The organism is Kineococcus rubinsiae, from assembly GCF_011839805.1.
Lineage (GTDB): Bacteria > Actinomycetota > Actinomycetes > Actinomycetales > Kineococcaceae > Kineococcus > Kineococcus rubinsiae.
Map to the genome: position 1 here is coordinate 20,131 of NZ_VWPY01000036.1, position 24,766 is coordinate 44,896.

A 24,766-nucleotide genomic window follows, 5' to 3' on the forward strand; every position below is an offset into this window, starting at 1 on the left:
GGAGGGTCGGGACCGTGGACGGGACGGGCACCGCGGTGCGCACGCTGCTGGGCACCGCGACCGACCGGCTCGCCGCGGCGGGCGTGCCCAGCCCGCACGCCGACGCGGAGGTCCTCCTCGCCCACGCGCTCGGGGTCGAGCGGTCCCGGCTGGGCGTGCTCGCGGCCCTCGGGCGCGACGTCGAGCCGGCCGTCGCCGCCCGGTTCGCGGCCCTGCTCGAGGAGCGCGCCGACCGCGTCCCCCTGCAGCACCTGACCGGGCGCGCGGGCTTCCGCGAGCTCGACCTCGCGGTCGGGCCGGGCGTGTTCGTGCCGCGGCCGGAGACCGAGGGCGTCGCCCAGCTCGCCGTCGACGAGGCCCGGCGCCTCGCCGCGCAGGGCGGGCGGCCCGTGGTCGTCGACCTCTGCACGGGCTCCGGCGCGATCGCGCTGGCCGTGGCCGCCGAGGTGCCGGGCGCCCGGGTGCACGCCGTCGAGCTGGACCCGCTGGCGCACGCGTGGGCGCAGCGCAACGCCGAGGAGACCGCCGCCCGCCTCGGCGCGCAGGTCGACCTGCGCCTGGGGGACGCCGCCACGGCGTTCGGCGACCTCGACGGCGGGGTCGACGTCGTCGTCAGCAACCCGCCCTACGTCCCGCCGGGTGCGGTGCCGCAGGAGCGCGAGGTCGCGGAGCACGACCCCGAGGTCGCGCTGTACGGCGGCGGGGACGACGGCCTTGAGGTGCCGCGCCGCGTCGTGGCCGCCGCGGCCCGCCTGCTGCGGGCGGGCGGGCTCGTCGTCGTGGAGCACGCCGAGGTCCAGGAGGCCGGTGCCCGGCGGATGTTCGACGCCGCGTCCTGGGCAGACGTGGAGAGCCACCGGGACCTGACGGGGCGTCCGCGCTCGACCACCGCCCGTCGCCGCTGAGCCGGCCCGCCCCCTCCCGGACCCGCCGGGAGCACCGGGTGCGGGTCCGACTCCGCCCGGCGGTGGGACACTGCCTCGTGTGAGACCCCCCTTCCCGTGCGCCGACCCGAAGCAGCGCGAGCGCGGCCTGGCCGCCGCGCACAGCGCCGTCCAGCGCGGTGAGGTCGTCGTGCTGCCGACCGACACCGTCTACGGCCTGGGCGCCGACGCCTTCTCGCCCGCCGCGGTGCGCCGGCTGCTCGAGGCCAAGGGCCGCGGGCGCGACATGCCCCCGCCCGTGCTGGTGCCCGACGTGCGCACCATCGACGGCCTCGCCTCGGCGATCCCCTTCGCGGTGCGCGAGCTGGTCGACGCCTTCTGGCCCGGCCCGCTGACGATCGTGTGCCGCGCGCAGGCCTCGCTGAACTGGGACCTGGGCGACACCCACGGCACGGTCGCGCTGCGCATGCCGCTGCACCCGGTCGCCCTGGAGCTGCTGACCCGCACCGGCCCGATGGCCGTCTCCAGCGCCAACCTGACCGGCCGCCCGGCCGCGACGACCGTCGAGGAGGCCGTCGAGCAGCTCGGGGAGTCGGTCAAGGTGTTCCTCGACGGCGGCCCGAGCCCGCGCGGGCTGCCCTCGACCATCGTCGACGCCTCCGACGGCGGGCTGCGCGTCCTGCGCGTCGGCGCCCTCAGCGAGGACGAGCTCCGCCTCGCCGTCCCCAAGGGCTGGCGCGAGGAGCCCGAGCCCGCTGCGGAGCCGGTGGGGGAGGCCGTCCCGCAGGAGGAGCAGGAGCCGCCCGCGCACGAGGCCGGCGAGCGCGCGGACTCCGGGGCCGCGGGCGGATGAGGGCCTACCTGCTCGTCATCGTCGTCGCCGCCGCGGTGACGTACCTGACGACCCCCCTGGTCCGGCGGCTCGCGCAGCGGGTCGGTGCGATGACGCCGCTGCGCGACCGGGACGTGCACTCCGTCCCGGTGCCGCGGATGGGGGGCGTGGCGATGCTGCTCGGCGTGGGCGCCGCGCTGCTGGTCGCGAGCAGGACCCCGTTCCTCTCCCGCGTCTTCGAGACCCGCCCGGGGCCCCTGTGGGTGCTCGTCGGGGCCGTCATCGTCTGCGCGGTCGGCGTCGCGGACGACATCGTCCAGCTCGACGCCGTGACCAAGCTCGCGGGGCAGGTGCTCGCGGCCGGGATCATGGGCTGGCAGGGGGTGAGCCTGCTGCAGCTGCCCGTCGCCGGGGTCACGCTGCTGAGCCCGCAGATGATGATGCTCATCACGGTCCTGGTCGTCCTCGTCGCGGTCAACGCCGTCAACTTCATCGACGGCCTCGACGGGCTCGCGGCCGGCATCGTCGGCATCGGCGCCATCGCGTTCTTCCTCTACTCCTACGCGCTGCAGCGCGGCGCGGCCCCCGACGACTACTCCTCGCTGGCGACGCTGATCGCGGCGGTGACGGTGGGCTGCTGCGTCGGGTTCCTGCCCCACAACGCCCACCCCGCCCGCATCTTCATGGGCGACTCGGGGTCGATGCTGCTGGGCCTGCTGCTGGCCTCGGCGACCATCGCGGCCACGAGCACGGTGGACCCCGAGGTCGTGGCCGCGGAGAAGATCGTCCCGGCCTTCTTCCCGCTGCTGCTGCCGGTGGCGGTGCTGCTGATCCCGCTGGGGGACATGCTGCTCGCCGTCGTGCGCCGCACCCGGGCCGGCACCGCGTTCTGGCACCCCGACAAGAAGCACCTGCACCACCGGCTCATGCGGATGGGGCACTCGCACGGGGTCGCCGTGCTGGTCATGTACTCCTGGGCCGCCTTCCTCAGCTTCGGCGCCGCGGCCTCGGCGTTCCTGCCGCTGCCGCAGGCGCTCGGCGTCGCCGTGGCGGCCGGCTGCGTCGTCCTCGCCTTCACGTTCGGGCCGCTGTACTGGCGCCGCTCGCACCGCACCGCGGCCCCCGCACCGGGGCCCGTCGCGGGGGCCCGTCCCGGCGCGCCGACCGCGGTCGGGGAGGGTCCGGCGACCTCGCCGGAACCCTCCTCGGAGGCCTCGCGCACCTGAGCCGGGGCGAGTCCGACGGAGCGTAGGACTTCCCGTTCGTGATAGCTTTCACGAAGTCTCCCCGACCCCCTCGCGTGTGGTCGGGTGGCCGCCGACGAGCCGACATCCCCTCGGACGACCCGCCGACGACAGAGAGCAGTTCCCGTGAGCGACAGCGATGCCGGTACCCAGGTGGAGACCGCCTACCGGTCCCTCCTGCGCCGTGCCCTGCTGGCCGGCGGAGCGGCGGCCGTGGTGTGCGCGGTGGTCTTCGCCCTGACGGGCGGCGGCTCGGGCCTCGTCTCCTCCCTGCTCGGGTCGGTCATCGTCCTGCTGTTCTTCGGCCTGCGGCTGCTCGTGATGCGCCGCACCGCGCGCTCCAACCCGCAGCTCGTCCTGGCGGTCGCGCTGGGCGTCTACACCGGCAAGATCGCGGTGCTGGGCGTCGCGATGATCCTGCTGACGCGCATCTCCTGGGTGGACGGCCCGGCCCTCGGCCTGTCGGTCATCATCACGGCCGTCGTGTGGCTGGCCGCGGAGATGCACGCCTTCGTCAAGCTCCGCATCCCGGTGTTCGCCGCGGCCGCGTCCGAGCGCACGCCCCCCGCCGGCGGGGGGGAGTCGTGAGTCGTTCCACTGCTAGCGTTCAGCTCGCCATGACCGCCGACCCCACTCCCGACCCGACGCCGGACGCCGAGGACCGCGGGCGCCTGGAGGAGTCGCGGGCGTGGAACATCCCGTCCTACCTGCTGGCGGGCGTGCTCGGCTTCGGTGGCCTCGGCTGGCTCCTCGACCACCTGCTCGGCACCGACTTCATCGTCGGGATCGGCATCGTGGGCGGGATGGCGCTGGCCGTCTACTACGTGTGGTTCCGGTACGGTACGCCGTGACGGCCGCAGAGATCACCCTCGAGGTCGTCTGTTCGAGCGCTCTCGCGTCGACGACCCGTTCCCACGATGACGTTCGCACGGAGGAGTACACGTGAGCCTCGGACTGCTGGCCGCTGCAGGCGGTGAGGAAGGCTTCACCGCCCCCGGTTCGCCCGACTTCTGGCAGCCCCTCTTCGGCACCAGCGGGGCCCTCGCGGTGACCCGGCCGGCCATCGTCCTGGTGATCTCCGCGGTCATCATCATGGTCGTGCTGTCGGTCGCGACGCGGCGGCTGAGCATCGTCCCCGGCAAGGGGCAGATGCTCACGGAGGCCACCTACGGGCTGGTCCGCAACTCGATCGCCCGGGACATCATCGGGTCGAAGGACTTCCTCCGGTTCGTGCCGCTGCTGTTCAGCTGCTTCACGCTGATCCTGCTGAACAACCTCTTCGGCATCATCCCGTTCTTCCAGTACCCGACGATGGCGCGCATCGCGTTCCCGCTGGTGCTGGCCCTGGTGATCTTCGTGGTCTACCACTACCTCGGCATCAAGCGCCGCGGTCTCGGTGGCTACCTCGGCAGCCTGCTGCCGCCGGGCCTGCCGGGCTGGATCAAGCCGCTCGTCTTCGTGCTCGAGCTGATCACGTACTTCATCACCCGCCCCGTCACGCTGGCGCTGCGTCTGTTCGGCAACATGTTCGCCGGGCACCTGCTGCTGCTGCTGTTCATCACGGGCGGCGAGTACATGCTCCTGCACTCCGGGAGCCTCGGGCTGCAGATCTTCTCCATCCCCACCTTCGGCATGGGCGTCGTGATGACGGTCTTCGAACTCCTCGTCGAGTTCCTGCAGGCCTACATCTTCACGCTCCTCGCCGCCCTGTACATCGCCGGCTCCCTCGCCGACGAGCACTGACCCAACCCTCAAGCCAGGACCGTCACCGGTCCTGAAACGAAAGGAATGAGAGAGGATCATGGAAGGTAACATCGCGATCCTGGGCTACGGCCTGTCGGCCATCGGCCCCGGCATCGGCGTCGGTCTGATCTTCGCCGCCTACATCAACGGGGTGGCTCGCCAGCCCGAGGCCCGCGGCATGCTGCAGACCATCGCCTTCCTGGGCTTCGCCCTCACCGAGGCGCTGGCCATCTTCGGTCTCGCCCTCGCGTTCGTCTTCCGCTGAGCCGACGACCCCCACTCAGCGAGACAACGCCCCTGTGAGCTCTGAGGAGGAGCCGTGCAGCTAGCAGCGCCGGTGTTCGCCGCCGCCGCCGAGGAGACGACGCCCGGCGACCCGATGTACCCGATCCTCCCCCACCTCGGGGAGCTGATCTTCGGCATCGTCGTCTTCGCGGCGCTCTACCTCTTCGTCGCGAAGAGGATCGTCCCTCGCCTCGAGGCCATGTACGCCGAGCGGCGTGCGGCCATCGAGGGCAACGTCGAGAAGGCGGAGCGCGCCCAGGCCGAGGCCGCGGCCGCGCTCGACGAGTACAAGGCCCAGCTGGCGGAGGCCCGCACCGAGGCCAACCGCATCCGCGAGGAGGCCCGCCAGCAGGGCGCGGCGATCGTCGTGGAGCTGCGCGAGCAGGCCCAGGCCGAGTCGGACCGCATCACTACCGCGGCCCGGCAGCAGATCGAGGCCGAGCGCACCCAGGCCACGGCGCAGCTGCGCCAGGAGGTCGGGCGCCTCGCGACCGACCTCGCGTCGCGCATCGTCGGCGAGTCCCTCCAGGACTCCGCCCGCCAGAGCGGCGTCGTGGACCGGTTCCTCGCCGACCTCGAGCGCGACGAGGCCCAGGGGGTCTCGACCCGATGAGCCACCACCTCGACTCCCTCGCGGCGCGGACCAGCGTGGCCCGCGCCCAGGAGGTGCTCGAGCGGCAGCTCGCCGGGGAGGGTTCCGACGCCGGTCGCACGGGGGAGGACCTCTTCGCGGTCACCACGCTGCTCGACGAGTCCATCGGGCTCCGCCGGGCGCTGACGGACCCGTCGCGCTCCGGTGAGAGCAAGGCGGACTTCGTCCGCCGCGCCCTCGCCGGGCGCATCTCGCCGGCCGCGCTGGAGGTCGTCGCCGCCCTGGCGTCGGGGACCTGGAGCGCCGGGCGCGAGATCGCCGACGCGGCCGAGCACCTCGCGGTGCTGGCCGTCGTCGAGCAGGCGGACCGCACCGGACGGCTGGAGGCGCTGGAGGACGAGCTCTTCCGGTTCTCCCGGACCATCGCGGGCAACGCCGGTCTGCGCGACGCGCTGGCCGACCGCACCTACCCGGCGGAGAACCGGGCCACGCTCGTGGCCCAGCTCCTCGTCGGCAAGGCGTCCCCGGAGACCGTCCAGCTCGTGCGCCGGGTGGCCATGTCGCCGCGCGGTGTGCGCGCCGAGCGGGTGCTGGAGGAGTACGTCGAGATCGCGGCGGCCCGCCGCCAGCAGCTGCTGGCCCACGTCGTCGTGGCCCAGGTCCTGTCGGAGCAGCAGCAGGAGCGCCTGGCCGCCGGGCTGGCCCGCCAGTACGGCCGCCCCGTGCGCCTGAACATCGACGTGGACCCCGGTCTTGTCGGCGGCCTGCGGGTGAGCGTCGGCGACGACGTCATCGACGGCTCCCTCTCGACCCGCCTCGCCGAGGCGCGGCGCCGGCTCGCGGGCTGAGGCCCGTCCCTCCCGCGCACGCTGTGCGCGAACCGCCCGCGCTCCGGTCGACCGCCCTCCCGAGGGCGGGGGATGATGGGGTGCAGGCACGCGAACGACACCGCCGCTCGGCGGTCCGGACCCCGGTCCGGGACCGAGCACCCGAACGAGACGGCAGTACCCGAGAAGGAGAGCAGGGCATCCCATGGCCGAGCTGACCATCCGCCCGGAGGAGATCCGGGACGCGCTCGACGCCTTCGTGGCGTCGTACGACCCGGGCGCAGCCGCGCGCGAAGAGGTCGGTGTCGTGTCCGACGCCGGTGACGGCATCGCCCACGTCGAGGGCCTGCCCTCCGTCATGGCCAACGAGCTCCTGCGCTTCGCCGACGGCACGCTCGGCCTGGCCCTGAGCCTGGACGTGCGCGACATCGGCGTCGTCGTCCTCGGCGACTTCTCCGGCATCGAGGAAGGCCAGGAGGTCCACCGCACGGGTGAGGTCCTCTCGGTCCCCGTCGGTGACGGCTACCTCGGCCGCGTCGTCGACCCGCTCGGTGACCCGATCGACGGCCTCGGCCCGGTCGCCACCGACGCCCGCCGCGCGCTGGAGCTCCAGGCCGCCTCCGTCATGGAGCGCCAGGAGGTCCGCGAGCCGATGCAGACCGGCATCAAGGCGATCGACGCGATGATCCCGATCGGCCGTGGCCAGCGTCAGCTGATCATCGGTGACCGCCAGACCGGCAAGTCGGCGATCGCGATCGACACGATCATCAACCAGAAGGACAACTGGGAGTCGGGCGACCCGAAGAAGCAGGTCCGCTGCATCTACGTCGCCATCGGCCAGAAGGGCTCCACGATCGCGGCCGTCCGCAAGTCCCTCGAGGACGCGGGCGCCATGGAGTACACGACGATCGTGGCCGCCCCGGCGTCCGACCCGGCCGGCTTCAAGTACCTCGCGCCCTACACCGGCTCGGCCATCGGCCAGCACTGGATGTACCAGGGCAAGCACGTCCTCATCGTGTTCGACGACCTGTCCAAGCAGGCCGAGGCCTACCGCGCCGTGTCGCTGCTGCTGCGCCGCCCGCCGGGCCGCGAGGCCTACCCGGGCGACGTCTTCTACCTGCACTCCCGCCTGCTGGAGCGGTGCGCGAAGCTGTCCGACGAGCTCGGCGGCGGTTCGATGACCGGCCTGCCGTTCATCGAGACGAAGGGCAACGACGTCTCGGCGTACATCCCGACCAACGTCATCTCCATCACGGACGGGCAGATCTTCCTGCAGTCCGACCTGTTCAACGCGAACCAGCGTCCCGCGATCGACGTCGGCATCTCGGTGTCCCGCGTCGGTGGTGCCGCGCAGACCAAGGCCATCAAGGGGATCTCCGGGACCCTGAAGCTGGACCTCGCGCAGTACCGCTCGATGCAGGCCTTCGCGATGTTCGCGTCGGACCTCGACCAGGCCAGCCGCAATCAGCTGGCCCGCGGTGAGCGCCTCGTCGAGCTGCTCAAGCAGCCGCAGTACACGCCCTTCTCGGTGGAGGAGCAGGTCGTCTCGATCTGGGCCGGCACCACGGGGCAGCTGGACTCGGTGCCCGTGAGCGACATCAACCGCTTCGAGCGCGAGTTCCTGGACTACGTCAAGCGCGAGAACGCCGATGTGCTGCAGGGCCTCCGGGAGACCAAGCAGTTCTCCGACGGTGCCAAGGACGCGCTGAAGAAGGCGATCGACGCCTTCAAGCCGCAGTTCGGCGCCGCGGAGCCCGAGGCCCCCGCGGACACCGACGAGGGGTCGACCGACCCGGACGACGTGCAGCAGGAGCAGATCACGACCCGCAAGGGCGGGGCGCACGCGTCCCGTCAAGCCTGATCACTCCCGGCGCAGACGGCAGAGGAGCGAGGACATGGCAGGCCAGCTGAGGGCCTACCGGCGGCAGATCCGTTCGGTGCAGGCGACCAAGAAGATCACGCGCGCGATGGAGCTCATCGCGGCGTCGCGGATCGTCAAGGCGCAGGCAGCGGTGAAGGCGTCGTCGCCGTACGCGCGGGCGCTCACGCGCGCCGTGTCGGCGGCGGCGTCGAACAGCTCGCTGGACCACCCGCTGATCACGGAGAAGGCGGACGTCACGCGGGCCGCGGTGCTGCTGCTGTCCTCCGACCGCGGCCTCGCCGGCGCGTACTCCTCCAACGTCCTCCGCGAGGGGGAGCGCCTCACGGCGGCTCTCCGCGCGGAGGGCAAGGAGGTGGCCCCCTACCTGGTGGGCCGCAAGGCGTCGGCGTTCTACAAGTTCCGCCGCCGGACCGTGGCGCAGGAGTGGGTGGGCTTCACCGACAAGCCCGCGTTCTCCGACGCCAAGGAGATCGGCGTCCGCCTCGTCGAGGACTTCGGCAAGGACGCGGGCGAGGGCGGGGTGGACGAGATCCACGTCGTCTACACGCACTTCGTCAGCATGGTGACCCAGGAGCCGCGGGTCATCCGGCTGCTGCCGCTCGAGGTCGTCGAGGGGGTCGAGGCCCCCGGTGACGGCGACCTGGCCCCGCTGTACGAGTTCGAGCCGAGCGCCGACCAGGTCCTCGACGCGCTGCTCCCGCAGTACGTGAACAGCCGGATCTTCAACTGCCTCCTGCAGGCGGCGGCCTCCGAGCTCGCGGCCCGCCAGCGGGCCATGAAGTCGGCGACCGACAACGCCGAGGAGCTCGTCAAGAACCTGACGCGCCTCGCCAACAACGCCCGGCAGGCGGAGATCACCCAGGAGATCACCGAGATCGTCGGCGGCGCGGACGCGCTCGCCTCGGCCGGTTCGACCTCCTGACCCCCGCCCGCCCCCCAGAACCGCTGAACCCCGAGGAGCGATCATGACCGCTACCGCCACCGAAGCGCCGAGCACCACTGACCGTGGCGCGACCGGCCGCATCGCCCGAGTCATCGGGCCCGTCGTCGACGTCGAGTTCTCCGCGTCGACGATGCCCGAGATCAACAACGCCCTGAAGGTCGAGGTCACCATCGGTGACCAGACCTCGACCGTGACGCTCGAGGCCGCCTCGCACCTCGGCGACAACATGGTCCGGGCGATCTCCCTGAACCCGACCGACGGCATGGTCCGCGGCGCCCCCGTCACCGACACGGGCGCCCCGATCTCCGTGCCCGTCGGCAACGGCACGCTGGGCCACGTCTTCAACGCGATCGGCGACTGCCTGAACCTGGAGGAGGGCGAGACCCTCCAGGTCACCGAGCGCTGGCCCATCCACCGCAAGGCGCCCGCCTTCGACCAGCTCGAGTCGAAGACCCAGATGTTCGAGACCGGCATCAAGGTCATCGACCTGCTGACCCCGTACGTCCTCGGCGGCAAGATCGGCCTCTTCGGCGGTGCGGGCGTCGGCAAGACGGTCCTCATCCAGGAGATGATCCAGCGCGTCGCCCAGAACCACGGCGGTGTGTCGGTGTTCGCCGGTGTCGGCGAGCGCACCCGCGAGGGCAACGACCTCATCGGCGAGATGGCCGAGGCCGGCGTCTTCGACAAGACCGCCCTGGTCTTCGGCCAGATGGACGAGCCGCCGGGCACGCGCCTGCGCGTCGCCCTGTCCGCGCTGACGATGGCGGAGTACTTCCGCGACGTGCAGGAGCAGGACGTCCTGCTCTTCATCGACAACATCTTCCGCTTCACCCAGGCGGGTTCCGAGGTCTCCACCCTCCTCGGCCGCATGCCGTCCGCCGTCGGGTACCAGCCGACGCTGGCCGACGAGATGGGCGTCCTGCAGGAGCGCATCACCTCCACCCGCGGTCACTCGATCACCTCGCTGCAGGCGATCTACGTCCCCGCGGACGACTACACCGACCCCGCGCCGGCCACGACGTTCGCGCACCTCGACGCGACGACGGAGCTCTCCCGCGAGATCGCCTCGCGCGGTCTGTACCCCGCGGTCGACCCGCTGACCTCCACCAGCCGGATCCTCGACCCGCTGTACATCGCCAAGGACCACTACGACACCGCGGTGCGCGTCAAGCAGATCCTCCAGCGCAACAAGGAGCTGCAGGACATCATCGCGATCCTCGGCGTGGACGAGCTCTCCGAGGAGGACAAGCTCACCGTCAGCCGTGCGCGGCGCGTGCAGCAGTTCCTCTCGCAGAACACGTACATGGCGGAGAAGTTCACCAGCGTCGCCGGGTCGACCGTGCCGCTGAAGGACACCATCGAGGGCTTCTCGAAGATCGCCGACGGCGAGTTCGACCACGTCGCCGAGCAGGCGTTCTTCAACGTCGGTGGCCTCGAGGACGTCGAGCGCAACTGGGACCGGATCCAGAAGGAGACCTCCCGCTGACGCGGGAGTTCCCCCTCTCACGACAGACGGACCCCCGAGGACAGGAGTAGGACGTGGCGCTGCAGGTCGAGCTCGTCGCCGCCGACCGCCAGGTGTGGTCGGGTGAGGCGTCGATGGTGCGGGCCCGCACGGCGGACGGCGAGATCGGGATCATGCCCGGTCACGAGCCGCTGCTGGCGGTGCTGCAGACCGGTGAGGTCAAGATCATCGGCTCCGGCTCCGAGGGCATCACGGCCCAGGTCGACGGCGGCTTCTTCTCCGTCGACCACGACCGCGTGACGATCGTCGCCGAGGAGGTCGAGGTCGGCCCGGCCGCCTCGCCCTCGTCGGTCCACTGATCACCTGACGGCGAGGCACACCGGGTGCAGGAGCTGCTTCTCTCCCTGGAGGTCGCAGGCGCGTGCGCGCTCCTGCTCCTGGTGTCCCTTGTCGTCATCGTCCTGCGCCGGCGCAAGCTCTCCGGCCGGCTCGGGACGTTCGACTGCTCGCTGCGCCACCCCGAGGCGGGCCGTCGCCGCTGGGCCCTCGGGGTGGCCCGGTACGAGGTGGACCGCCTCGACTGGTACCGGACCTTCTCCTTCTCGCCACGCCCCTCGTGCACGTTCGCACGGGGGGCGCTCGACGTCCTGGACCGGCGCGACCCGGCCGGCGCCGAGGTCCTGGCGGTGCAGCCGGGCGCGATGGTCGTGCAGTGCCGCGTCGAGCGGGAACCCCTGGAGCTCGCGATGAGCACGGACGCCTACACGGGCTTCGCCTCGTGGCTGGAGTCCGCGCCGCCGGGCCAGAACGTCAACGTGGCCTGAACCCGCTCACCGACGTCGCGACCACCGAGGGCTCCTGCGGCGGCGCTCAGGCCGGCGGGCGGCCCTGGCCGTCGAGGATCTGCCGGGCCAGGCCGGCCTGGTCGGGGAAGACCATGACGCGGGGCCCCTCGGTCGTCGGGGCCAGCGTGGCGCGGATGCCGGCGTCGACGAGGGTGCGGCGCTGCACCTCGGCCTCGACGAACGTCGACGGCGCCGAGACGACCTCCAGCAGCCCGTACTCGTCGCTGCTGCCGCGCTCGGGGCGGCGCTCCACGAGGCTGCGGCCGTGCGAGAACGTCCACCGCAGCAGGAGCACGAGGACCGCGACCACGACGAGCGCGACGGTCGGCCCGATGGCGTAGTGGTAGCTGTCCCAGCTCACGTTGTCGTCCGGTGCACGCGCACAGTGTGCCTCGCGTCCCGGGCGTCCTCTCCCCGGAACCGCCGCGAACGCGGGCCGAGGCCCCGGGGAGCCGGTACCGTGGTCGTCGAAGCCGAGAAGCCGTGCTCACCATCCGGTAACGCTCTGGCGATTCTCTCACTCTCCGCGTGCGAGCGATGGCAGAGTGTGCTCACAGGGTTCCCACCCGTTCCTCCCGCCCCACCGCTCCCCGACGCCACCGGCGTCGATCGGCGACGGGGTGCAACCGGAACGGGGGGTCCTGCGTCAGAGCCGGTGACGATGACCGGCGTCCTCGGGGGAGGAACACATGGCGATCCAGGTCGCTGCACGGACCAGCAGGAGCACGAGACCACGCCCGGGAGGCCGGCCCGACGACGACGTCGCGGCTCGCCGCTCCGCCCGCGGGCCCGCGGACGCCGGGGACGGCCCCTCCGGCCGCGTCGTGGAGGAGGCCTTCGGCCAGGTCGTCCGCATCGCGGGGCGTCTCGACGTCCACTCGGTGCCCGACGTGCGCGCCGCGCTGCACGCGGCGCTGGACGCCGGGACGGGCGACCTCCTCGCCCACCTCGAGGGGGCCGTGGTGGCGGACGCCACGGGCCTCGGCGTCCTCGTGGGCGCGCACCGCCGGGCCCAGCGCCTCGGGCGCCGCCTCGTGCTGGACGACGTCCCGCTGCCCGTCCTGCGGCTGCTGCGCGTCACCAAGCTGCACCGCGTCCTCGTCGTCGCGGGCGAGGAGCACCTCCCGGGCGCCGACCGCGGCCCGGGAGAGGCTCAGAACAGCTTGCCGGCCCCGTCGTCCATGCCCCGCAAGGCGTCGTAGTCCAGCGTCACGCAGCGGATGCCGCGGTCCGCGGCCAGCACGCGGGCCTGCGGCTTGATCTCCTGGGCGGCGAAGACGCCGGCCACGGGGCTCAGGTGCGGGTCGCGGTTGAGCGGCTCCAGGTACCGGGTGAGCTGCTCGACGCCGTCGATGTCCCCGCGGCGCTTGAGCTCCACGGCCACCGTGGCGCCGCCGGCGTCGCGGGCCAGGATGTCCACCGGGCCGATCGCCGTCATGTACTCGCGGCGCACGAGCTGGTAGCCGTCGCCGAGGGTCTCGATGTGCTCGGCCAGGAGCTTCTGCAGGTGCGCCTCGACGCCGTCCTTGACCAGGCCCGGGTCGACGCCCAGGTCGTGGGAGACGTCGGAGAGCACCTGGTGGATCGACACCACGAGCTGGTCGTCGCTCTTGAGGTGCTGGACCGTCCACGTCTCCACGACCCCCTCGGCCGCGTCCTCGGCGGCCGGCGCCACCGTGAGGCGCGCGGGCGGGCTCATCCAGTTCAGGGGCTTGTACGAGCCGCCGTCGGAGTGCACGAGGACACTGCCGTCCGCCTTCACCAGCAGCAGGCGCGTGGCCAGCGGGAGGTGGGCGGACAGGCGTCCCGCGTAGTCGACGGAGCAACGGGCGATCACCAGGCGCACGGTCGACGAGCTTAGGCGCTGGCGGCCCGCGCCCCCGCCACCCTCACGCGCCACCGGCACCCCGCGGAGCCGCTCCGCCCACCGCGCGACCGCCGCGCCACGCCGGTGCGCAGGCCGCGTGTAACGAAACCGGGCGCTCCCGCGAAGGGGAGAGCGAACCGGGCGCGGCCACGGTGGTGTGGAGGGGACACCGCCGCGGCACGCGCCCGGCTTGACGTCAGGAGCCGGTCGACCGGCGGGCCCGCGGAGCGCGGTCGTCCCCGCCCCGGCGGGCCCCGGCGCGCGGAGCGGGCAGGATGGTCCCCGTGCCGCGCTCCCACCGACGCCGTCCCGACCCGCCGCCGCGGGGGCTGCTGGGCGCCGGGGTCGACCGCACCGTCTCGGGCCCCGACGGCGACTGGGTCGTCCGGGAGCTGCGCGGGGCCACCTCGACCAAGACCTACCGCTGCCCCGGCTGCGCCCAGGACATCCTCCCCGGCACGCCCCACCTCGTCGTGTGGCCCTCGCGGGGGACGTTCAGCGCGGGCGACGGCGCCTCCGAGCGGCGGCACTGGCACCGGGCGTGCTTCTCCGCCCGCGGCCGCCGCGGCACCTGGTGACCCCGCAGCCCGCCTGAGCCCGCCCGACCCCACCGCCTCGGCCTCGCCACCGGTCCCCGGTCGTCGTGGTGCGCGCCTGGCGGCGACGGTGTCGCCGCCGGTCGGTACCGTCGCGGGGTGTCGACCACCCTCCCCACCTCCGCCGCCGAGGCGGCCCCCGCGCCGGCCGCGAGCCGGCGCCGCCACGACGCCGGCGTCCGCGCCTTCGCCAGCGACAACGCCTCCGGCATGCACCCCGACGTCCTGGCCGCCCTCGTCGCGGCCAACGGCGGCCACGTCGGCAGCTACGGCGGCGACCCGTACACCGCGGCGCTCGAGGCGTCCCTGCGCGAGCACTTCGGCCCGGACGCGGAGTCGTTCCCCGTCCTGACCGGCACCGGCGCCAACGTCGTGGCGCTGCAGGCGCTCACGCAGCGCTGGGAGTCCGTGCTCGTCTCCTCCGACGCCCACGTCCTGCTCGACGAGGGCGGGGCCCCGGAGCACGTCGCCGGCACCAAGCTCATCCCCCTGCCGAGCCCCGACGGGCTGATCGACCCGGCGGACCTCGAGCGGGCGGTCACGGCCGCCTCGAGCCCGATGGCCGCCCCGGTCGGGGCGCTGAGCCTCACGCAGAGCACCGAGCTCGGCACCGTCTACTCCGTCGAGCACCTCACGCAGCTGTGCCGGACGGCCCACCGCCTCGGCTTGCGCGTCCACGTCGACGGGGCCCGCCTGGCCAACGCCGCGGTCTCGCTCGGCACGGACCTGGGCGACATCACCACGGCCGTCGGCGTCGACGCGGTCTCCTTCGGCGGCACCAAGAACGGGGGAGCGATCGCGGAGGTCGTCGTCGTGACCGCGCCCGGTTCCGCGCCCGGCGTGGGGCGGCTGCGCAAGCAGTCGCTGCAGCTGACCTCGAAGGCGCGCTTCGTCTCCGCCCAGCTCCTCGCCCTGCTGGAGGGCGACCTGTGGCAGCGCAACGCCGCGGCCGCCAACACGAGCGCGGCCCGGCTGGCCGCGGGCGTGCAGGCGCTCGACGGGGCCCGGCTCACGCGGCCCGTGCAGAGCAACGGCGTCTTCGCGGAGCTGCCGGCCGCCGTGGCCGCCCGTGCCGCGGCGCGCGTGCCGTTCCACGTCTGGGACGCCCACCGCGGTCCGGACACGGTCGAGGTCCGCTGGGTCTGCAGCTTCGACACCGAGCCCGCGGACGTCGACGGCCTGCTCGCCGTCGTCGCCGAGGAGCTCGCGGCCCACCGGGGCGGCGCGTGAGCGCAGCGCCGGGCGACGGCGCGGGCGAGGAGATCCGGGCCGCGACGGTGCTCCCGGCCCGGCGCAGCGACGTCGAGCTGCACACCGCCGACGGCGTCACCCTGGTCGGGGAGCTGGCGCTGCCCGCCGAGCGGGACCCCGTCGCGACGCTGGTGACCCTGCACCCGCTGCCGACGGCGGGCGGCTTCATGGACAGCCACGTGCTGCGCAAGGCCTCCTACCGGCTGCCGGCGCTGGCCGACCTCGCCGTCCTGCGGTTCAACACGCGCGGCACGACGAGCCCGCGCGGCACGAGCGGCGGCACCTTCGACGCGGGCGGGGCGGAGCGCTACGACGTCGCGGCCGCGCTGGAGTTCGCGGAGTTCTCCGGGCTGCCGCACGTCTGGCTGCTCGGCTGGTCCTTCGGCACCGACCTCGCGCTCGTGCACGGCCGCGACCCCCTCGTGGAGGGGCTGATCCTGCTGTCACCGCCGCTGCGGTGGTCCGCGCCCGCAGACCTCGTCGCGTGGGGCGAGACCGGCCTGCCCGTCACGGCGCTGGTGCCGGAGTTCGACGACTTCCTGCGCCCCGCCGAGGCGCGCGAGCGGTTCCGGCTGCTGCCGCAGGCCGAGGTGGTGGCCGTCGAGGGGGCCAAGCACCTGTGGGTCGGGGAGGCCGCGGTGCGGCGCGTGCTGGACGAGGTCGTCGCGCGCGTCAACCCCGCGCGGGCCCCGCTGCCCACCCGCTGGCCCTGAGGGGCGGGTGGGCGGCGGGAGACCGTCAGCGGCCGGCCCCGTCAACTGATGGCGCCCGTCAGCTGCTGGCGCCCGCCGGCTGGGCCGGCGCTCCCGCGGTCTGCTGCGCGTCGTCGTCGGTGAGGTCGACGACGTCCTGGTGGCCGGACGACTGCGCGTCGCCGCCGCCCTGCCCGTCGCCGCCACCGAGGCCGAGGAGCCCGCGCAGGTCGTCGAGCTGGGCGGTGATCTGGTCGCGCTGGTGCATGAGCTCGTCCACCTCGGACTGCGCCCCCGTGCGGCTGCGCTCGGCCTGCTCGCGCGAGGAGTCGAGCATCTGCTGGGCCCGCGCCCGCGCGTCGCTCAGCAGCTCGTCGGCCTCGCGGCGGGCGGTCTCGGCGCGCACCGCGGCCTGGGCCACGGCGTCCTGGCGGATCGACTCGGCCTGCTCGATGGCGTCCTTCGCGCGCTCCTCGGCGTCCGCCGCGCGCTGCTCCGCCTCGGCGATGCGGGCGCTCGTGCGGGCCGCGGCGACCTCGAGGCGCTGGCGGTCCTCCTCGGCGGCGCGCTCGCGGGCCGCGGCCAGCGCCAGCTCCTGCTCGCGCACGGACGCCTCGGCACCCGAGCGCAGCTCCAGGACCTCGCGCTCGGCCTGCGTGCGGGTCGCCGCCACCTGGCGCTCGGTCGTGGCGAGCGCCTCGGCGACCTCGTGCTCGGCGGCGCGCCGGACCTGCTCGGCGGCCCGGTCGGCGGCCGCGGTGGTCTCGGCGGCCGCACGCTGCGCGGACTCCAGGACGGCGCCGGCCTCGGCCTGGGCGCGCGCGACGATCTCCTGCGCGTCGCGGGCGGCCTCGCCGGTGCGGCGGCGGGCGTCCTCGTCGGCCTGCGAGATCGTCTGCGCCGCCTCGGTGCGGGCCTCCTCGCGCAGCCGGTCGGCGTCGCGGCGGGCGGAGCGCAGGATCTCGCCCGACTGGTCCTCGGCGAGGCGGAGGAGCTTCTCCATCCGCGCGCCGAGGCCCGAGTAGCTGGGCCGCTCGTGCTCGCGCAGCTCGCGCTGCGCCTGGCTGAGCTCGCCCGCCACGCGCAGCGCGCGGGCGTCGGACTCCTCCACGCGGGCGCGCGCCTCGCGCAGGTCCGCCTCGAGGCTGGTCAGGCGGGCTTCGACCTGGGCGCGGTCGAAGCCGCGGACGACGATGCTGAAGGCGTCGTGGGAGTCGCTGGACACGGTCGGGACCTCCGGGGCCGCGGGGGGAAGTGCGTCGCCAGCAGCGTAGTGCGGGCGGGCGCGCATCCCGGAGGGACACGACACGCGCAGTGACCGGACACGCTCTAGCGTGGCGCCGTGCTCATCGCCTTCTCCGTCTCCCCGTCCGGTGGCCCGGCTCCCGAGGGCGGCGCACCCGACTCGGTCGCCGCGGCCGTCGCCGACGCCGTCCTCGTCGTGCGCTCCTCCGGCCTGCCGCACCGCACCGACTCGATGTTCACGACGGTCGAGGGCAGCTGGGAGGAGTGCATGGACGTCGTGCGCCGCGCCTGCGAGGCCGTCGGCCGCCACGGTCCGCGCGTGTCCCTGGTGCTCAAGGCCGACATCCGGCCCGGCCACGAGGGCGAGCTCACGGGCAAGCTGGACCGCCTCGAGGCGGCCGTCGAGCGCGCGCAGGGCGAGGCCGGCCGCGGGCAGTGACCGCGGCGGCCCCGCCCCCCGCCCGCAGGTGAGGGAGCGGAGGGTCAGGCCCTGCGGCGCCCGGCGTCCGCGGACAGGCGCCCGGCCCCGGTGAACGCCAGCGCGAGGCCCGCGGCCCCGAGCAGCAGCGCGTTCTCGCCGTTGACCTGACCCTCGACGAGGAGGCCGTCGGGGCGGTGCACGAGGAACCACACCAGGCCCATCTGCACGAGGACGAGCAGGCCGGCGAGCCGGGTGAGCAGCCCCAGGACGAGCAGCGTCCCGAGGCCCACCTCCCCGGCGATCAGCAGCCAGCCGGCGACGTCGGGGACGGGGACGCCGAGCCCGGCGGCGGCGCCCAGCGTCTGCTCGGGGGCGCTGAGCTTCGGCACGCCGTGCACGAGCAGGAGCCCGCCCGCGACGAGGCGCAGCAGGAGCAGGCCCACCGAGGAGGTGGCGTCGGGGCGCGCCGTGCGGGGGCGCGGGAGCGTGCTGGTGGACGTGGTCATCGGTCGGTCCTCTGCGTCGGGGGAGGGTCCGGCGGACCCTGGGCGGGACGAGCTGGCGCGGCCGTGCACCGCCTCCCGCGGCCCCGCCGCGCGCCCCTGCGGAGGGGTCGGCGGCGGTCGGGGAGGCGACCGGGACCGACGCTACCCAGCGGGCCGGGACGGCGGAACCCGCCCCGCAGCGTGGTTAGGGTGTCCTCCGACACACGCTCCGCTGAACCCTCCGGTGGAGTGCTCACGAGGAGCGGAGGACGACGTGAAGCGTGTGCTGGCCTGGTTCCTGCTGCTCGCGGGCCTGGGCTGCGCGGTCGCCGGGACGCTGCTGCTGACCGTCCTGGCCCCCCCGACGCAGCTCGCCGTGACCGAGCGGGCGCAGGACCCGGGCACCGCCGTCGTCACCGCCCCGGGCCTGCTCGAGCTCACCGGCCCGCAGGCCTCGCTGCGCGCCACGGGCACCGCCCAGCAGCAGGTGTTCCTCGGCATCGCGCGCGCCTCCGACGTCACGGCCTGGCTGGGCGACGCCTCCCGCACCGAGCTCACCGGCGTGCGGGGGGAGCTCGACGCCCCCGCCTTCACCACGCGGTCCACGACGGGACCCGCGGCCACCGACCCGCGGGTCGCGGACATCTGGCTCGCGACCGCCTCGGGCGCGGGCAGCGCCGCGCTCGACTGGCCGCGCTCCTCGAGCGCCGAGGTCGAGGGCGGGGTGGTGGCCCTCGCGGCCACCGACGGGTCCGCCGCGGCCCCGGGCACCGTGTCCATCACCTGGGCGCTGCAGGGCGAGCAGGCCGAGCACCCCTCCGCCGTGCCCCTCGTCGTCGCGGGCGCCGTGCTGCTCGTGCTCGGTGCCGTCGCGGTCCTGCTCGCCGGACGGAAGGCCTCCTCGTGACCCGCACCCCCCGCTCCCGCACCGCCCTCCTGGTCACCGCGCTCGCCGGCTCCGCGTCGCTGCTGGCCGGCTGCGCGACGCTGCCCGTCGCGAGCACCCCGGCGGCGCCCGCGCGCACGCCGATCGTCGTCGAGCCCGCGCAGGCCGCGCGCATCGTCACCGCGGCCTCGGACGCCCTCCTCGCCGCGGACACCGCGGGCGACCCGGCGCTGCTGCCCGCGCGCGTGCAGGGCCCCGAGCGGGACCTGCGCGCCGCGGCCTTCGCCATCCGCGCCGCCGGGGCGCAGCCGGCCGGCACGGGGGCCGCCGACGAGCTGGCCCCGCTGACCTCGATGCTGCCCCGCCAGGAGGCCTGGCCCCGGTTCTTCTTCACCGTGACCGAGCCGGGCGCCGACCAGAAGCCGTCGCTCGTCGTCCTGCGCTCGGAGTCGGCCCGGGAGCCGTACCGCGTCTGGGGCACCCCCTCGCTGCTGCCCGGCGTGAGCCTGCCGCCCACCGACGCCCCCGCGGCCGGCGTGGACGTCGTCGCGGCGGGGGAGACGACGAACCTCGTCGCGGCCCCGCAGGCCGTGGCCGAGCACTACGCCGACGTCCTGACGAAGGGCGGCGCGAGCGAGTTCGCCGGGCAGTTCGCCGACGACGCCTACCGCGGTGAGGTCGCGGCGTCCACGGCCGCCCAGACCGCGGCGCTGACCGGCGCAGGCGGCACCCTCACGCAGACCCACACCTTCGAGCCGGGGACCGTGCTCGCCGTCCGCACCCGCGACGGGGGCGCCCTCGTCGTGGCTGCGCTGCGCTGGGAGAGCACCTCCAAGGGCCCGGCGGGCGGTCGCCCCGGCACGCTCGACCCGGTCCTGGCCGCCCTCGCGGGCCGCCAGCAGGCCACGACGGCGACCGTCGTGCGCGAGGAGGTCGTGGCCTTCGCGGTGCCGCCGACCGACGGCGGTCCCGTGCGGGTCCTGGCCGCCGAGAGCGGTCCGGTGTCCGTCACCGCTGCGTGAGAAGCTGACCGCCATGACGCAGCCCACGCCTCCCGGCGCGAACCTCAACCTGCGCGGAGCGGTCGACCTCGGTGCGCTCGCCGCCCGGAACACCCGCCGCGAGGAGGTGGCCCGCCGCGCGGCCACCGACCCCGCCGCCGTCGCCCCGAGGTCGCCCTACGCCGTCGACGTCACGGAGGAGACCTTCGCCGACGTCGTCCAGCAGTCCCTCGAGGTCCCCGTGGTCCTCGACCTCTGGGCCGAGGGGTACGAGACCGGCGCCGAGGCGCTGCAGACGCTCGCCACCGAGCTCGACGGCCGCATCCTCCTGGCCCGCATCGACGCGCAGGCCAACCCCTCGCTGGCCCAGTCCCTCGTGCAGTCGCTGCAGGCGCAGGCCGTGCCGATCGTCGCCGCCGTGGTCAAGGGGCAGCCGATCCCGCTGTTCACCGGCAGCTACCCGGCCCTGGAGGAGATCCGCGGCGTGCTCGAGGAGCTGCTGCGGGTCGCCGAGGCCAACGGCGTGACCGGGCGCCTCGCGCCGATCGAGCAGGCCGCCGCCGAGCCCGCGGCCCCGCCGGTGCCGCCGCTGCAGGCCGAGGCCCAGGCCGCGCTCGCCGCCGGGGACCTCGACGCGGCCGCGGCCGCCTACCAGCGGGCCGTCGCGCAGGACCCGCGCGACCCCGAGGCCGCCGCCGGGCTCGCCCGCGTCGGCGTGCTGCGCCGCGTGCAGGGCGTCTCGCTGGAGGAGGCCCGCGCCGCCGCGGCCGCCGCCCCCGACGACGTCGCCGCGCAGGTCGTCGTGGCCGACCTCGACCTCGTGGGCGGGCACGTCGAGGACGCGTTCGCGCGCCTGCTGCGCATCGTCTCCACCACGGTCGGCGAGGACCGGGACACGGCCCGCACCCACCTGCTGGAGCTCTTCGCCGTGGTCGGCACCGACGACCCGCGCGTCACGACGGCCCGCGCCGCGCTCTCCCGCGCCCTCTTCTGAGCGGTCCTGCCTGAGCTGAACGGCCTGAGCTGAACGGCCTGAGCTGAACGGCCTGAGCTGAACGGCCTGAGCTGAACGGCCTGAGCTGAACGGCCTGAGCTGAACGGCGGGGCGCCCGGGAGGCGCCCCGCCGTCCAGCGCTGCCCGTGTCAGCGCGCGGGGGTGAGGACGAGCTCGTCGCCGGTCCAGCGCCGGCGGAACCACCGGTCGTGGCTCACGACGACGACGGCCCCCGGGAAGGCGTCGACGGCGTGCTCGAGCTCCTCGACCAGGCGCGGGGCGAGGTGGTTGGTCGGCTCGTCCAGCAGCAGGACGTCGTGCGGGTCGGCCAGCAGCCGCGCCAGGTCCAGGCGCCGGCGGCCCCCCGTCGAGAGCGCCGCCACGGGCTGCGCGAGCTGCTCGGGCGTGAGGAGGCCCAGCGCGAGCAGCCGGGCGATCTCCTCCTCCGGCGGGCCGCCGCGGTCCGCGGTGAACGCGCGCAGGACGGTGCGCCCGGCCGGGTGCGGCTCCGGGTCCTGGCGCAGCAGGCCCAGCGAGCCGCCGCGCTGCACGGACCCCGCGGCCGGGGTCAGCACCCCGGCGAGGACGTCGAGCAGCGTGGACTTGCCCGCGCCGTTCGGGCCCGTCACGAGCAGCCGCCCACCCGCCTCCAGGCGCAGGCCCACGGGTGCCAGCCGGCCGGGCACCGCGACGCCGTCGGCGGCGAGCAGCACGCCGTCGGGCACCTCGGGGGCGTCGGTGGCGGCCGGCACCGTGAAGCGCAGCGGCTCGGGGGGCAGGGGGGCCGGGTCCGCCTCCAGGCGGCGGACCTTCCCGGCGACGGCGCGCACGCGGCCGGAGACCGCGCTCTGCACGCGGGCGGCCTTGGCGTCGTAGCCGACCTTGTCGTTGTCGGTGCGGTCGCGGTCGTGCGCCACGCGGCGCGCGGTCTCGTCACCCTCGCCGCGCAGCCGGTCCAGCTGCTCCTGCCACGCCGCGCGCTCGGCGAGCGCCTGCCGCCGCTCAGCCGCCGTCGCCCGCAGGTAGTCGCCGTAGCCGCCGGGGTAGCGCGTGACGCCGTGGGTGTCGGCGTCGACCTCCAGCAGCTCGGCGGCGACCTCGTCGAGGAACGTGCGGTCGTGGGTGACGACGACGGTCGTGCCGCGCCGGGCCAGCAGGTCGCGCTCCAGCCACGCGGCCGCGTCGGGGTCGAGGTGGTTGGTGGGCTCGTCGAGCAGCAGCACGGCCGGGTCGGCGGCCAGCAGCGCGGCGAGGTGCCAGCGGGAGCGCTCGCCCCCCGACAGGGTCGCGAGCGTCCGCTCGCGCGGCAGGTCCCCGACGCCGAGCGCCTGCGCGGCGGCGTCGACCCGGGCGTCGGCCGCGTAGCCGTCGCGCGCCTCGAACGCGGAGAGCACCTCGCCGTACTCGGCCAGCAGCGGTTCGAGGTCGGCGTCCGCCACCCCCATCGCGGCCTCCAGCTCGCCCATCCGCCGCTGCTGGGCCCGCAGGTCGGCGAGGGCGTCGTCCACGAGCTCGGCGAGCGTCCAGGTCAGCGGGGCGGGGGAGTCCTGCGGCAGGTAGCCGGTGCTGCCCGCCGGGGCGAGCACGGTGCCCTCGTCGGGGTCCTCGACACCGGCCAGCAGCCGCAGGAGCGTCGACTTGCCCGAACCGTTCTCCCCGATGACGCCCGTGACGACGCCGGGGGCCAGGGCGAGGGTGACGTCGAGCAGGACGTGGCGGTGCGCGTAGCCGTGGGCGACGCCCAGCAGGACGGGTGAGAGCGGCGGTTCGCCGTCCGGGCCGACGGGGTCGGGCAGCCGCGGCGGCAGCGCCTCGGGGCGGGGGTTGCGCCGTCGCTTCGACGACGGCGACGTGGCGGGGACGGGGTCGGGCACGGGAGCTCCTGGGGGCAGCGCGGGAGGACCGCCCGGGGGGCGGTGGGGCCTCGGTGAGGGCGGACAGCGGGACTGTCCTCAGCTGCGCACGCAGCCGATCCTGCGGTGCGCGCTCGGCGCCGGTCAAACCGGTTGCGGCCCCGCGGGGCCGGGCGCTCAGCGCTCCACGTGCTCCCAGCTCTCGACGAGGGCCTCGTGGGCCTCGAGGCGCGCCTGGGTGCGCTGCGGGTCGCTCGCCGCGACGGCGTCCAGGAGGCTCATCGCGAGGACGACGGCGGCGGCGTGACTGTCGAACACCAGCCCGCGCCCGACGGGGGCGACCAGCAGGACGTCGGCGTCGGCGGCGAAGGGCACCAGCGGTGTGTCGGCGACGACGACGGTCGCGAGCCCGAGCGCCCGGGCCTGCCGCAGCGCGCGGACGGTGGCGGCCGGGTAGCGGGGCAGGGTCAGGACGAGCAGCGCCGTGGCCCCGTCGGCGTGCAGCTGCAGGACGCCGTCCTCGGCGGTGGAGCCGTCGGTCAGGACGCGGACGCCCGGCAGCACGCGGCGGGCGAAGTAGCCGAGGTGCTCGGCCAGGGCCGCCGAGGCGCGCAGGCCGAGGACGCCGAAGGGGCGGGTGCCGGCCAGCAGGGCCACCGCGGCGTCGAGACCGCCCCCTCCGACGCTGCGGCGCAGCGTCTCCAGGTTCGCGCGCTCGTCGTCGAGGGCGGCCACGCGGTGGTCGAACGGCTCGTCGGGGGCGGGGACGGGCCCCGCGGCGGCCGGGGCGGCGAGCACCACGTCGCGCAGGGCCGCGCGGAACTCCGACCAGCCGCGGTGGCCGAGGGCGTGCGCGAAGCGGGTCACGGTCGGCTGGCTCACCCCGGCCTGCTCGGCCACCTCGGCGGCCGACAGGAACGCCACCCCGGGCAGCGCGTCGAGCAGGCACTGCAGGACGCGGCGCTGGGTGGGTGACAGGCGCTGCTCGCGGCCGCGCGCCAGCAGCCACGCCTGCGGGCCCTCGGGCTCGGGCACGGGCTCGGGGCGGTTCACGGGAGGACTCTGGCACGCGGGCGCGGACCCAGCCGCACGCTCCGGCCGCACCGCGCGGGCGTGCGAGCATCCGGGGAGGACGAGCGAGGGAGCACCGTGGGCACCGAGGACCACCCCGACGGGCCCGGGCGGGCCCCGGCCGGGCCCGAGCTGGTGCTCCGGCAGCCGGGCGACCTCGACGCCGACGCGGTGCTGGCCCTCGCGGACCGCCGCGTCACGGTCGTCCTCGGCGAGGGCCTGCGCGCGCGCCTGGGCGCCTCGCGCGCCGCGACGCTGGCCGCGCTGCGGACCGCGGGCCCGGTCTACGGCGTCACCACGGGCATGGGGGCGCTGGCCGGGGTGACGCTCGACGCGGCGGCGCAGGCCCGCCACCAGGACGCGCTCGTGGTGGGGCGGGCCGTCGGCTCGGCGCCGTGGCTGACCTGCGCCGAGACGCGGGCGCTGCTCGCCGTCCGGCTGCGCACCCTCCTGCACGCCGAGGCCGGGGCGTCCCCCGAGCTCGCGGACCGGCTCGTCGCGCTGCTCCGGGCCGACGTGCTGCCGGCGGTCCCCGCGCGCGGCACGGGCGTCGCGGGGGAGATCGTGCCGCTCGCCCACGCGGGCGCGGTCGTCCTCGGCGGCGGGCGGGTGCTCGCCGGGACGGCTGAGGCGGACGCCGACGGCTCGGCGGACGGGGCGGCGGCGCTCGCGGCCGCCGGGCTGGGGCCGGCCGGCTTCGGCCCCAAGGAGGGCGTGGCCTTCCTGGAGGGCGTCCCGGCCGCGACCGCCCTGGCGCTGCTGCGCGTCCGCGAGGCGCGCGTGCTGCTCGCCCAGGTGCCCGTCGTGCTGGCCGCCTCGGCCGCCGTGGTGGGCGCGAGCCACGACCCCGTGCACCCCGCGC

Annotated in this window: 29 protein-coding genes; 23 read left to right on the top strand and 6 right to left on the bottom strand. The window is 75.3% G+C overall.

Translation table 11 applies throughout. The features are described from left to right. Positions 1-14: 14 nt before the first annotated feature. The 14 genes from prmC to F1544_RS16105 all read left to right on the top strand — a co-directional run bounded on the left by prmC (position 15) and on the right by F1544_RS16105 (position 11,521). Positions 15-905, top strand: a complete 891-nt coding sequence (gene prmC / locus F1544_RS16040; RefSeq protein ID WP_167587082.1) for a peptide chain release factor N(5)-glutamine methyltransferase — start codon at positions 15-17, stop codon at positions 903-905. Between the two features lie 79 nt (positions 906-984). Beyond that, on the top strand, positions 985-1,737 hold the full coding sequence (locus F1544_RS16045; protein ID WP_167587083.1) for an L-threonylcarbamoyladenylate synthase: 753 nt from the start codon (positions 985-987) through the stop codon (positions 1,735-1,737). Then, positions 1,734-2,942, top strand: coding sequence for a glycosyltransferase family 4 protein (locus tag F1544_RS16050; protein ID WP_167587084.1), 1,209 nt, complete (start codon positions 1,734-1,736; stop codon positions 2,940-2,942). Before F1544_RS16045 ends, F1544_RS16050 begins: the two co-directional genes overlap by 4 nt. A gap of 144 nt (positions 2,943-3,086) precedes the next feature. Beyond that, the gene (locus tag F1544_RS16055) at positions 3,087-3,548 is read left to right on the top strand and encodes a Cg1360 family ATP-synthase-associated protein (protein WP_167587085.1); all 462 of its coding nucleotides are present in this window, start codon (positions 3,087-3,089) and stop codon (positions 3,546-3,548) included. Between the two features lie 29 nt (positions 3,549-3,577). Next, a complete protein-coding gene (locus tag F1544_RS16060; protein WP_167587066.1) occupies positions 3,578-3,811 on the top strand; it encodes an AtpZ/AtpI family protein in 234 nt (77 codons plus the stop codon). A gap of 91 nt (positions 3,812-3,902) precedes the next feature. Further along, positions 3,903-4,703 carry a F0F1 ATP synthase subunit A gene (atpB, locus tag F1544_RS16065; RefSeq protein ID WP_167587086.1) on the top strand — a complete coding sequence of 267 codons (801 nt, stop codon included), beginning with the start codon at positions 3,903-3,905 and terminating at the stop codon, positions 4,701-4,703. A 58-nt stretch (positions 4,704-4,761) separates the two neighbouring features. Further along, on the top strand, positions 4,762-4,968 hold the full coding sequence (atpE, locus tag F1544_RS16070; protein ID WP_167587087.1) for an ATP synthase F0 subunit C: 207 nt from the start codon (positions 4,762-4,764) through the stop codon (positions 4,966-4,968). A 114-nt stretch (positions 4,969-5,082) separates the two neighbouring features. Then, positions 5,083-5,601 carry a F0F1 ATP synthase subunit B gene (locus tag F1544_RS16075; protein ID WP_167587106.1) on the top strand — a complete coding sequence of 173 codons (519 nt, stop codon included), beginning with the start codon at positions 5,083-5,085 and terminating at the stop codon, positions 5,599-5,601. Continuing rightward, the gene (locus tag F1544_RS16080) at positions 5,598-6,428 is read left to right on the top strand and encodes a F0F1 ATP synthase subunit delta (RefSeq protein WP_167587088.1); all 831 of its coding nucleotides are present in this window, start codon (positions 5,598-5,600) and stop codon (positions 6,426-6,428) included. The genes F1544_RS16075 and F1544_RS16080 overlap by 4 nt, the downstream gene beginning before the upstream one ends. Positions 6,429-6,612: 184 nt before the next feature. Beyond that, entirely contained in the window at positions 6,613-8,268 is a 1,656-nt protein-coding gene (gene atpA, locus F1544_RS16085; protein WP_167587089.1) for a F0F1 ATP synthase subunit alpha, read from the top strand. Between the two features lie 34 nt (positions 8,269-8,302). Then, the gene (locus F1544_RS16090) at positions 8,303-9,211 is read left to right on the top strand and encodes a F0F1 ATP synthase subunit gamma (RefSeq protein WP_167587090.1); all 909 of its coding nucleotides are present in this window, start codon (positions 8,303-8,305) and stop codon (positions 9,209-9,211) included. A gap of 43 nt (positions 9,212-9,254) precedes the next feature. After that, positions 9,255-10,718 carry a F0F1 ATP synthase subunit beta gene (gene atpD / locus F1544_RS16095; RefSeq protein WP_167587091.1) on the top strand — a complete coding sequence of 488 codons (1,464 nt, stop codon included), beginning with the start codon at positions 9,255-9,257 and terminating at the stop codon, positions 10,716-10,718. A gap of 113 nt (positions 10,719-10,831) precedes the next feature. Next, the gene (locus tag F1544_RS16100; RefSeq protein WP_244308808.1) at positions 10,832-11,056 is read left to right on the top strand and encodes a F0F1 ATP synthase subunit epsilon; all 225 of its coding nucleotides are present in this window, start codon (positions 10,832-10,834) and stop codon (positions 11,054-11,056) included. A gap of 33 nt (positions 11,057-11,089) precedes the next feature. Next, positions 11,090-11,521, top strand: coding sequence for a DUF2550 domain-containing protein (locus F1544_RS16105; protein WP_167587107.1), 432 nt, complete (start codon positions 11,090-11,092; stop codon positions 11,519-11,521). 46 nt (positions 11,522-11,567) lie between these two features. On the opposite strand, the gene F1544_RS16110 is transcribed toward F1544_RS16105, so the two are convergent. Continuing rightward, a complete protein-coding gene (locus F1544_RS16110; RefSeq protein ID WP_167587093.1) occupies positions 11,568-11,903 on the bottom strand; it encodes a hypothetical protein in 336 nt (111 codons plus the stop codon). A gap of 463 nt (positions 11,904-12,366) precedes the next feature. Here F1544_RS16110 and F1544_RS16115 point away from each other — a divergent pair, with 463 nt between their 5' ends. Further along, positions 12,367-12,744: an STAS domain-containing protein gene (locus F1544_RS16115; RefSeq protein ID WP_373368091.1), complete on the top strand. Its 378-nt coding sequence runs from the start codon at positions 12,367-12,369 to the stop codon at positions 12,742-12,744. Here the strand turns inward: F1544_RS16115 and nucS are convergent. Then, positions 12,696-13,388, bottom strand: coding sequence for an endonuclease NucS (nucS, locus tag F1544_RS16120; RefSeq protein WP_167587095.1), 693 nt, complete (start codon positions 13,386-13,388; stop codon positions 12,696-12,698). The genes F1544_RS16115 and nucS overlap by 49 nt on opposite strands. 296 nt (positions 13,389-13,684) lie before the next feature. On the opposite strand from nucS, the gene F1544_RS16125 reads away from it, so the two are divergent. From F1544_RS16125 to F1544_RS16135, 3 genes are all read left to right on the top strand, one after another. Further along, positions 13,685-13,987, top strand: coding sequence for an Rv1322 family protein (locus F1544_RS16125; protein WP_208972003.1), 303 nt, complete (start codon positions 13,685-13,687; stop codon positions 13,985-13,987). Between the two features lie 117 nt (positions 13,988-14,104). After that, complete coding sequence (locus F1544_RS16130; protein WP_308470122.1) at positions 14,105-15,235, top strand: threonine aldolase family protein; 1,131 nt, start codon at positions 14,105-14,107, stop codon at positions 15,233-15,235. Beyond that, positions 15,232-15,969, top strand: a complete 738-nt coding sequence (locus tag F1544_RS16135) for an alpha/beta hydrolase (protein ID WP_167587097.1) — start codon at positions 15,232-15,234, stop codon at positions 15,967-15,969. The genes F1544_RS16130 and F1544_RS16135 overlap by 4 nt, the downstream gene beginning before the upstream one ends. A gap of 58 nt (positions 15,970-16,027) precedes the next feature. Here the strand turns inward: F1544_RS16135 and F1544_RS16140 are convergent, their stop codons facing one another. Then, positions 16,028-17,173 (bottom strand): coiled-coil domain-containing protein, encoded by a 1,146-nt coding sequence (locus tag F1544_RS16140; RefSeq protein ID WP_167587098.1) that lies wholly within the window; start codon positions 17,171-17,173, stop codon positions 16,028-16,030. Between the two features lie 117 nt (positions 17,174-17,290). Between F1544_RS16140 and F1544_RS16145 the strand changes: the two genes are divergently transcribed. Further along, positions 17,291-17,632 (top strand): thiamine-binding protein, encoded by a 342-nt coding sequence (locus F1544_RS16145; protein ID WP_167587099.1) that lies wholly within the window; start codon positions 17,291-17,293, stop codon positions 17,630-17,632. A 44-nt stretch (positions 17,633-17,676) separates the two neighbouring features. On the opposite strand, the gene F1544_RS16150 is transcribed toward F1544_RS16145, so the two are convergent. Then, entirely contained in the window at positions 17,677-18,120 is a 444-nt protein-coding gene (locus tag F1544_RS16150) for a DoxX family protein (protein ID WP_167587100.1), read from the bottom strand. A 253-nt stretch (positions 18,121-18,373) separates the two neighbouring features. Between F1544_RS16150 and F1544_RS16155 the strand changes: the two genes are divergently transcribed. The 3 genes from F1544_RS16155 to F1544_RS16165 are packed head-to-tail and all read left to right on the top strand — an operon-like array spanning position 18,374 to position 20,980. After that, positions 18,374-19,006: a hypothetical protein gene (locus tag F1544_RS16155; RefSeq protein WP_167587101.1), complete on the top strand. Its 633-nt coding sequence runs from the start codon at positions 18,374-18,376 to the stop codon at positions 19,004-19,006. Further along, a complete protein-coding gene (locus F1544_RS16160; RefSeq protein ID WP_167587102.1) occupies positions 19,003-20,007 on the top strand; it encodes a DUF8094 domain-containing protein in 1,005 nt (334 codons plus the stop codon). The genes F1544_RS16155 and F1544_RS16160 overlap by 4 nt, the downstream gene beginning before the upstream one ends. Before the next feature lie 13 nt (positions 20,008-20,020). Further along, on the top strand, positions 20,021-20,980 hold the full coding sequence (locus F1544_RS16165) for a co-chaperone YbbN (protein ID WP_167587103.1): 960 nt from the start codon (positions 20,021-20,023) through the stop codon (positions 20,978-20,980). A gap of 149 nt (positions 20,981-21,129) precedes the next feature. On the opposite strand, the gene F1544_RS16170 is transcribed toward F1544_RS16165, so the two are convergent. Both F1544_RS16170 and F1544_RS16175 read right to left on the bottom strand, forming a co-directional pair. Continuing rightward, positions 21,130-22,776, bottom strand: coding sequence for an ABC-F family ATP-binding cassette domain-containing protein (locus F1544_RS16170; RefSeq protein WP_373368092.1), 1,647 nt, complete (start codon positions 22,774-22,776; stop codon positions 21,130-21,132). A 234-nt stretch (positions 22,777-23,010) separates the two neighbouring features. Next, positions 23,011-23,886 (bottom strand): MurR/RpiR family transcriptional regulator, encoded by an 876-nt coding sequence (locus tag F1544_RS16175; protein WP_208972004.1) that lies wholly within the window; start codon positions 23,884-23,886, stop codon positions 23,011-23,013. Positions 23,887-23,982: 96 nt separating this feature from the next. Between F1544_RS16175 and F1544_RS16180 the strand changes: the two genes are divergently transcribed. Then, the coding region (locus F1544_RS16180) for an aromatic amino acid lyase (RefSeq protein WP_208972005.1) at positions 23,983-24,766 on the top strand (784 nt) is incomplete at its 3' end.